The organism is Eubacterium sp. MSJ-13 (assembly GCF_018918235.1).
Classification (GTDB): Bacteria; Bacillota; Clostridia; order Lachnospirales; family Lachnospiraceae; genus Butyribacter.
The window spans coordinates 1-9,824 of the sequence record NZ_JAHLQE010000070.1; the positions used below are offsets into that span (position 1 = coordinate 1).

The window sequence follows — 9,824 nt, forward strand, 5'->3', positions numbered from 1 at the left end:
AATCGAACCCACGTATCCAGCTTGGAAGGCTGGTGTTCTACCATTGAACTACACCCGCACATTCGGAAACAAATGTGTTCCGCTTTATTTGTTTAATGCGTCACTAGTCGGGGTGACAGGATTCGAACCTGCGACCCCCTGATCCCAAATCAGGTACTCTAGCCAAACTGAGCCACACCCCGAGTCATCTGCTTTCTTGCTTTCGCCTTACTTGCTAACCGCTTTCCCGTGACGCAAGATATATATTACATTATGTTGTCCTGTTTGTCAACAACTTTTTTCATTTTTTTTAATTTTTTTTGTATTTTTTTGAAAACGCTGTATTTACAGGGCTTTACAGGCAGTTACAAATCTTTAATCTGCAACTGCCTGTAATGTTTTTATCTTATAATTCTTAATTTACTCTGACTTGTTCCTGCACTGTTTGTTGCAAAAGCTCTAAGATGTGTCCTGTACGGATATCTTCTTATATTGAATATATAACGGTATCTGTGCATTCTACTTGAATATCCACTAGGTTTTGTCTTTGTATATCTGTTCTTTCCGATTCTCAGCACAACTCTCGGAACTTTCTCCTTAGTAAGAACAATTATCTTTCTCGTTCTCGTTGTAAGTTTTCCATAAATATTCGGTGTACTTGGTTTACCAAGCGATATCGCACATTTTCTCATCGCTTTTATGGATTCACCATGAGCTGTTCTAATAGTTGCATAAATGCCCGTTCCAACTGCTGAACGTTTTTTAAGCTTAAATTTAAAGTTACCATCGGCACTTGTCCTTCTTACATAAACAATTCCATCGATAAATACATAAACAGTGGCTTTTCCATTTGCCCATTTTCCGGTAACATAAGAACTTTTATTCGTTACATTTCCTATATGAAGCTTTGTATTTCTATGTTTTTTATAAACCTCAGAAGCCGTTTTTACTGTTTTTGACTTTGATACTCCAACTCTTACTTTCCCTTTGACTTTATCTGTTCCATACACCGTAAAAGTAGTATTTGCATAAAGTCTTGGTGTAGTCACCCTAAAGTATCCGTCTGCATCAGCCTTAGCAGTGTACTGTCTGGTTCCAATCTTAAGTACCGCAGTACATTTTCCACTATTTGGCATGTATCCAAATACATATCGGTCTGCACTTGAAACAGTATATATAGTCGGCTTATTTGGTGCACTCTTTGATACTTTTTTATTCCTTACATGACTTACTCTGCCAAGCCTGTCAACAGAATACACCGATACATTTGTACCTGAATACTGGTTAGGTATGGCAATCGTATAGTCTCCGTTACCTTTTATAACTATGTTTACCTTTTTTATCTTAAGTTTACTATTATATCCATTGCTCTTCTTATAATAAGAAGAACCCACTGTTTTTGAGACATAAACATAATTTCCAATAACTGCATATACTTTTGTATTAGTATCGTTTGTATTTCCTTTTATCTCAAAACCATTATTTTTAACAGATGTAATCTTTGGACTATTAGGTCCTTTTCTCTTAACCGTAACACTTGTACTTTTACTCTTTTTACCACTCTTATCAGATACATAGACAGATATCTTTTTTCCTGCATTCTGAACAGGTATCTTAACAGTAAAGTTTCCCTTGACATTTACAGTTCCCTTGTAAACTTTTGAACCTATTTTTACATTTGCAGTAAGATTTGGATAAGCTTTTCCTTTAACTTCATCATCAATATTTGATACTGCATTTACTGTAGGCGCAATAACTGATGTCGGATAAATGTTTGTAATCGCCACTTTTTCAATTACTGATTTTCCGTTTCCACTCTGAACATAAACTGAATAAACACCGTTCTGTGAGACATCAAAAGTATCAGAGTCCATAGTTATGGCTCCACCACTCGCAGGATTTATGTTCCATATATCGGAATCCATGCCATAATCACCCTGCACATACTTCTTTAAAGTAATTCCCGATTTTGCATTTGCAATAACCTTAACAGGTACACTGCTTCTCGTATCAGCCTTACTTGTCTCAGACACAACAACCGATGGCAGTGAATCATCTTCCGTACTCTGGGTTCCCGTATCACAGTCATAGTAATTATAAACACCCAATGTATCATAAACCTTCTTGCACCAGTTTTTTGCAAGCAAAAGGCTTTCTCCTTCTTTTCCACTTTCAAGAACAAATTTATAATTATCCGGCAATTTCAGTTTCCAGTTCTGTGAAACATTTAATTTAAGATCACTTATCTGAGCCTTATCACGAAGATACTCCTCTATAACATCCTGAAGATTATCATGTGAACTCTGAAGTACATTGTCACTAACTCCAATATTGGCATCACACTGCATATGTGGAGTTATCTTATCAGTTACAAGAACAAACATCTGATCATCACTTACATCATTTCCATTGTAAGTCATTGAAGTTATTCTGTTAGTATTGTTTATAAGAGTTCCATTGACATCATATCTCGGTGCAACACTCGGATCTATCGTATACTCTACACCGCTGCATTGGAAAAATTCACTTAAATCACCAAAATATGATTCCTGAATCAACGAATCTCCGCCCTCTTTATTTATATAATTAGATATTACAATATCATTCCATTCAGTATCTTTCGATGTCCCAATAGTCTGGTATATTGATGCAGACCACTCAAGCCATTCCTTTAACTGCTTTCCAGTTATGGAATATATATATACATATCTATGATAATTTGCCAGAGAATCAAGATTACCTTCCATCAGCTTTCCTGAGATATCAGAATAATCTCCTCCGCCCTCTCCGCCGTATTTAGTATACCTAGCCAGCGACACAATCGGATAATTTCCATACTTGGAACTGTTTGCAGCAACAAATCTCGAAGCATAATCTATCTGTGCATTATGAACCACCTGCATGATATCATTGCTTTCAAGAAGTGCAGAATAATTATTCCATCTTTCCCCTTCCGCAATCGTACCTATTTCAGTGCTGCAGTATTTTTTCAAAATACTGTCCCATTTTTCCATAGTCGAAGTAATATTCTCATCAGCTACAGTATCTTTTTTTACCTTTCTTATCTCATAACTTGAATCATCAACTGCGATTTTCCCGTCTTTATCAGTTTTAAGCTTCAAATCCACAACTCCGATTCCACGACAACTATCCTGAACCATAATAAGCCTCTTGCCATTTACAAGTCCTGTTGTCTTATCAACATTAGGCAAAGAATACTGTGCATCACTCGTCTTTGCCGTCGGAAAATCTATGTGCTGATGACCGGCCAGCACCACATCTATATCACTTACCGTAGTAAGCATATATGCCATATCACCCGCTTTTTTCTTGGGATTGTCAGTACCAAAACCTGAGTGCGCCAAAGCTATAATTATATCTGCCCCCTGCTTTTTCAGTGATGCAGCCTGCTTCTTGGCATTGTCAAGTATATCTTCCGTTACAAGTTTCCCTTTCAGCTTCTCTTCTTTGCTGGACAATGAAGGAACTGTTTCTCCTATAATTCCCACTTTAACAGACATTGTCTGCCCATTATCGTTTACTATCTTTTTATCAATAATCCTGTTTTCTACACCAAATACACTTTTCCCGTTTACCGCACTATATACATTAGACAAAACGCATTTGTCCATAAGCCCCGATGTCTCAAGCTGCTGGACAATATAATCATAACCATAATCAAAATCGTGATTTCCAAGCGTTATCGCATCATATCCAATCTTGGTCATAGCATTATAAACCGGCTGCAAAGTTTCGGGGTCACTGTTATATATATAATCCGTTGTAAAATCATATACACTGTCTCCGAGGTCAAATGTAAGAGTATTATCCTCTCCTGCCTCACTTCTTGCCTTCTTTACCAATGTATACGCTTTATTCAGTCCTCTGACAACTTCCTGTTCTGACTGGTAATCATAATTTACTACCTGCCCGTGAATATCTGTTGTAAAAACCACTCTCATATCCGCTTCTGCCGCGGCTGACGTTGCCACATCTGCCGTTGAATCAGGATTTGTTGTTGCTGTCGTAGAAAGTTCCGCTGCTTCCGCTTTTTTTGTAATTTCTGATACGCTGTTATTTAAAGGAGTAACCTGGCATACTGATGTTATAGAAATTGCAAAACTCAGAAACAAGCTTATTTGTTTTCTTAAACTCATAAATTACCTCTTTCTCATCCATATTTACATCAAAATGTATCATACATATATGTTAATATTGTGCCTTAAGTGTGTCACATGCGAAAATCTTAAATATCAATTCGCAGCGTCCCATAAAATCTCAAGGACGCTGCGAATAAATTCATCAATATTTTAATAACCTTTGCTCTTTAGATAAATATAAGTACGTTCACTATTTTTATCATCTATATATTCAAAGTAATGATGATGTTCTTCCTCATCTTTAGGCAATAACGCAAAGTCATTATTTATACATTCTTCTATATTGTCTATAAGTTCCTCTTTCTCATACGCATGTCTGCCAAACAGCTCATTCTCCATATCAATATAGCTGCCATGTGCATTGTTGTAATGATCAAGGTCGAACTGATAGAAGATTACCGGTTTCTTCTGATAATATACATCCCAGCATACACTTGAATAATCAGTTATAAGCAAATGACATTTTTTCATGATTTCATTTAACGGCTCTTTGCCAAATGGAACCAATGTTATTCTCTCGCCCGTCTTTTTAAAGTTTTTAAGGTATCCTGCAAACTTAGGGTGAATATAGAAAATCATTCTCGCATCATGTTCTTCAAGTATCTTATCAAGACGCTCACTCTGAAGCAGACTTGAGTAATTTTTGTAATACTCGCTCTTTAAGAAATCTTCATCACTTACTTCTTCAAGCCATGAACGCCATGTAGGCATAAGCAGTATAAGCTTATCATCTTTTGTAGATGTGTCCTCGAGAACATCCCATCTTGTAAATCCTGTGATTGGAGCCTTGCCCTCCGAATAATCAAGATATTTAACAACTATATCCTGCTCGAACTGTGAAGTTGTCGCAAAATATGTCATAGGACTACTTCCCTTTCTTCCAAACAACGGTCCGACCTGTTTAAGTGCCGTCACACCATGCTGAAGGAAGAAAATAGGTCTTTTATCTATCTTTGACCTTATAAGACTTGTCTTACATCTCCATGCATAAAGATGAGTTCTTGAATCAGATGCAACATATAATACAGCACTGAGCACATACAATACATGTTTAAGACTCATAAATTGGATTATATGGTCATCATACTGCTTTATCTTCTCATAATCAGGAGCCTTTTTATCAATTACATAATAGATATTTTTCTTTTCTTCCTCTGAGAGATTCTCCATACAATATTTAAAGAAATAATATCCGTTATCCTGTGCCATTGAGCAGAATTTTTCATATACAAGCCATATCTTTCTTCGCTTTAACAAAGGCTTAAACAACACATATATCGCACTCGCCGTCATTTCCTTAATCTTTGTCGAATATGCATCATATTCTGAATCCTGACGGTAAAGGAATGCAAGGCATCCTCCTTTTGTATAATAAGGGAATGTCATATGCCCCTCGCCTGCCGAGTACTGCCTGTTTGTAAGATAGAAATTATTCTTCCAATAGTTACTTGTAAATCTTGCCCTAATCTCATTATCAATACCATACTTATCCGCAAGAATCCTCAAATCCCAATATAACTCCCTGAGATTCATTTCATCAAAGTTAATGTATGCGGTTATAAGATAATGATTATCTGTTTCTTTAATATCATATTTAACTGAAATATCATAGGTAAGTGCACTTCTGTATCTCAGGACAACATCTTTTATCTCAAGACCTTCCTGTTTCCTCATCTTCATAAATACAGTACATGTATTTTTGCTTGACTTTATCTTCTTTATCTTAGCCTGAGTATACTCATCTACTATCTTATTAGGTCTGCACAATACTATAGAAATAGTTCTGTCACCATTTCTTGAATATGGCACAACCGCAATCTGCCCTTCCTCATAGAAACGTATGCTTTCAGGATCTCCAACTTTTTCTATCATACATGGATGCAGATATGCATTTGGCTTATCAAATTTTTCTACGCCTGTATCAGCTTTCTTCGCAAGTTCAGGACAATAGAAAGTTCCGATGAACTTTTCTTCAGATTCCATGTCAACAAACTCTGCCGCAAGCTGATATCTGCCAACTGGAGACATCCTCTCATGCCAGCGTTTAAAGTCCTCATGAATCACACCACTCTTTCTCTCCTCATCAGAAAGCTCTCTCATACATAAGATGGAATAATCTTTCTCAAGAATCATAAAACTAAGCGGTACAAATCTCTCTTTATTTCTTATGTTTAATGTGACACCATCAAATCCACTCTCTATATCGGACTCAACAGGTATTCTCTGTGTATTTCTTAATCCACATCCCTCTGCAGCAACATAAAATTCACGCAGATAAGGAGTCTGAACCTTTAAATTCGGAAATGTTCTTTTAAGTTCTCTCTCCTGCAATCTTGACATTACAGACTTCACACCAAGTTTATATAGAAACTCCTCCCAATATGTCCTTGGAGTTGTATTTGTTATGATAACATAATCAAAATCATAATTGTAACCATCATACAAAGTACAGCTTACTTTTTTCTTAAACCATTTTTTCTCAAACTGAACGATATCATTATCCTTCGTATACTGTTTGATAACTTCAAAGTCACCCTGTGTAGCAACTTTTTGAGGATGTATTATCCTTCTTGGCTTCTGTCTGTTCTCAGAATAATCCTCAACGACCATTCCATCTTCCTTACCATATAAAACAAGGTCAAGCATTTTTGCCGGGGCATCGAGAGAATCATACTTAATAAATTTCTCACAATAATCCCCGTCATCATAACTCTCATCAAGAATCTTTTCCGTGACAAGCCATTCCTTCAAATCCTCAAGCTCATAAAGTTTTACAAAAGGAAGTTCTTTTATATCGAAATAAGTTCCTCTGTCTGACATGTACTGATCATAATCGTACATATAAAGTATTATAGGCTTCCTTGTAACTGAGAAATCAAAGAATACACTTGAATAATCAGTTATAAGAGCATCTACACTATTCAAAAATTCATATTTATCAACTTCAACCGGAAAGCTCTTGATATGCTTGTAGTCACCGAGCTGAATACTATTTTTAAGTATTGGATGAAAATTCACATACAGAATCTGATTATCTTTAAGATTTTTATCAAGGTAGCTCATCATCTTTGTAACTTCCTTGCTGTAAGCATTCTGATTTACTGAATGATTGCTTGTACCTCTCCATGTCGGCATGTACGCATATACAGTCTTATCCTCAAGCCCAAGCTGCCTTCGCACCTGTGATGCCTTTTCCTTATCCATGAAAATACTGTTTCTTGGGTATCCGCTAAGTGCAACTTTTCCTGTATACAGCGGATTAAGATTATAATCTCCCATGATGGCATCTTTCGTAAACTCATTCGGATGCATCAGATAGTTCGCCTGCAAAAAGTTATGCTGTACATTATACATGGATTCTATTCCCTTACGCATCTGTTTTCCAAGCGTCTTAAGTGGCGTTCCATGCCATGTCTGAAGATAAATCTGGTCATCTTTTCTTATAAAATATACAGGAAAGGAACTATTGTTTATGAGATATTTTGCAGTCGCAAGTACTTTTAAATATTTATACGAAGTAATACTCACAAGCTTTACCGGAATATCATTTGCCTCGATAAACTTTTTATGCGTTTCATAATCCTCCGGATTTGTACTGTAATAAATCTCATACTTATCCGCATCATCTCTCGACAAAAGTTCCTTTAAAATATAAAATGGCGAATCTGAAATTGTTGTTCCATGGAACGACTCAAATAATATCCTGTTTTCAACAACCGGACAGTGCTTATAATAACTGCCATAAAAGAACTTCATCTTAGGTGCTCTTTTTAATATTCGTCTGGCATTATTTTTCAACACATGGTATCCGCTCACCACTTTTGCCCTCACCTTATTTATAAACATCTTAATAAATCCTTTCTAAACACTTGTAAGGGACTGTTGCCACCAACAGTCCCAAATATTTCATCAAATTCTCCTGTCTTATCAGTCTTACTTTTTCTGACCTTTAAGCCCCAGATCATTTTTTATCTTAGATGTTGAAATTCCTTCTGTTCTTGGCAAATACACAACCTCACAATAATCTTTAAGGAAATCAAACTTTCCTTCCCAATCATGTCCCATGACAAATACATCAATATCATTGTCAACAACATCTGAAATTTTCTGTTCCCATGTATTTTCAGGAATAACCTCGTCAACATATCTTATGGCCTCAAGAATCTGCTTCCTGTCCTCATATGAATAGTACGCTTTTTTATGCTTGATGGCATTAAACTCATCTGTTGACAAAACTACAAGCAGATAATCACCAAGCTCCTTAGCTCGTCTTAATATATTGATATGACCCACATGAAGCAGATCAAAAGTTCCGTATGTTATTACTTTTTTCATCTTTACCCTCCAGTATGATGTAACTGTTCAAATCGTATTCCATTATTGTGCGGCGAAACTTCATTATCCGCTTCGCTGATTGGCCAAGCCATAAATTTACATATAATTTACACATTGAGATATTACTTTATTTAATGCAACTTGTCAAATCTTCCACACATACTCTACAATATGTTTTTAAGCTCCTCAATAAATGTTTCCATTTCTTCCTGCGTTCCTATTGAAATACGAAGATAATTCCTTATACGCTCACTTGTGAAATGTCTCACAAATATATGTTTCTCACGAAGCTTTTCAAATATATCCTCAGCATCCTCTGTCTCATGCTTTACAAATATAAAATTCGTCTTTGAATCCCCGAAAGTAAATCCAAGTTCCGTAAGTTTCTTCTTTGTCCACTCTCTTGTCTCAATAATCTGCTTTGTAGTTTTCTGAAAATAATCTTCATCCTCTATCGCAGCAACACCGAGCGCAACAGAAAGTCTTGTCATCGGATAGCTGTTATATGAAAATCTTACATCATTCATCGCCTTGATAAGTTCAGGATTTCCCATAGCATAACCTATTCTCATACCTGCCATTGAACGCGACTTTGAAAAAGTCTGTACGACCAGCACGTTATCGTATTCTTTTGTCAAAAATAAGGCAGACTCACCGCTGAAATCCACATATGCTTCATCTATGATAACAACAACATCACGGTTGTGCTCTATAACATCCCTCAGAAAACTCTCATCCTGTCTGATTCCTGTCGGTGCATTTGGATTTGCTATAACAACGCCGCCATTCTGCTTATAATAATCTGCTGCCACAAGATTAAAATCGTCATCAAGTGCCGGTCTTTCAAAAGGAATGTTAAAAAGCGTAGCCCACACATCATAAAATGAATATGTTATATCTGGGAAGAGAATCGGTTTCTTACTATTAAAGAACGTCATAAACGCAATCGCAAGTACATCATCAGAACCAACTCCTACAAACACCTGGTCATTTTCCACACCATATCTCTTTGCAATTGCCTCTACAAGAAGTGCGGAATCAGGATCCGGATAAAGCCTCAGTGTATCAAGTTCAAACTTTTCAAGTGCTTCCTTTACCTTAGGTGATGGCGGATATGGATTTTCGTTTGTATTTAATTTTATCATATCTTTAAGCTGTGGCTGCTCGCCAGGCACATAGGGGTCTATTGTTCTCAAATTGTCTTTCCAACTGCTCATAAAAAATATCCTCCATTCAGAATCCTTATTACCATACACAACATTTGTGTACAATAGCTGTATAATTTTATTTATGTCAAGCGGATATTCGCAATCCGCTTTGCTACTTGCTCATAACACTACTAAGCTGCTA

Annotated in this window: 4 protein-coding genes and 1 tRNA gene; all 5 read right to left on the reverse strand. The window is 36.4% G+C overall.

Going from position 1 to position 9,824, the window contains the following annotated elements; translation table 11 throughout:
• Positions 1 to 107: 107 nt before the first annotated feature.
• A tRNA-Pro gene (locus tag KQI69_RS04435) sits at positions 108 to 182 on the reverse strand.
• A gap of 198 nt (positions 183 to 380) precedes the next feature.
• Complete coding sequence (locus tag KQI69_RS04440; RefSeq protein ID WP_216564122.1) at positions 381 to 4,136, reverse strand: Ig-like domain-containing protein; 3,756 nt, start codon at positions 4,134 to 4,136, stop codon at positions 381 to 383.
• A gap of 153 nt (positions 4,137 to 4,289) precedes the next feature.
• Positions 4,290 to 7,985 carry a CDP-glycerol glycerophosphotransferase family protein gene (locus KQI69_RS04445; protein ID WP_216564124.1) on the reverse strand — a complete coding sequence of 1,232 codons (3,696 nt, stop codon included), beginning with the start codon at positions 7,983 to 7,985 and terminating at the stop codon, positions 4,290 to 4,292.
• Positions 7,986 to 8,072: 87 nt separating this feature from the next.
• Entirely contained in the window at positions 8,073 to 8,474 is a 402-nt protein-coding gene (gene tagD, locus KQI69_RS04450; protein WP_216564126.1) for a glycerol-3-phosphate cytidylyltransferase, read from the reverse strand.
• A gap of 164 nt (positions 8,475 to 8,638) precedes the next feature.
• Positions 8,639 to 9,691: a histidinol-phosphate transaminase gene (hisC, locus tag KQI69_RS04455; protein WP_216564127.1), complete on the reverse strand. Its 1,053-nt coding sequence runs from the start codon at positions 9,689 to 9,691 to the stop codon at positions 8,639 to 8,641.
• Between the last annotated feature and the right edge of the window lie 133 nt (positions 9,692 to 9,824).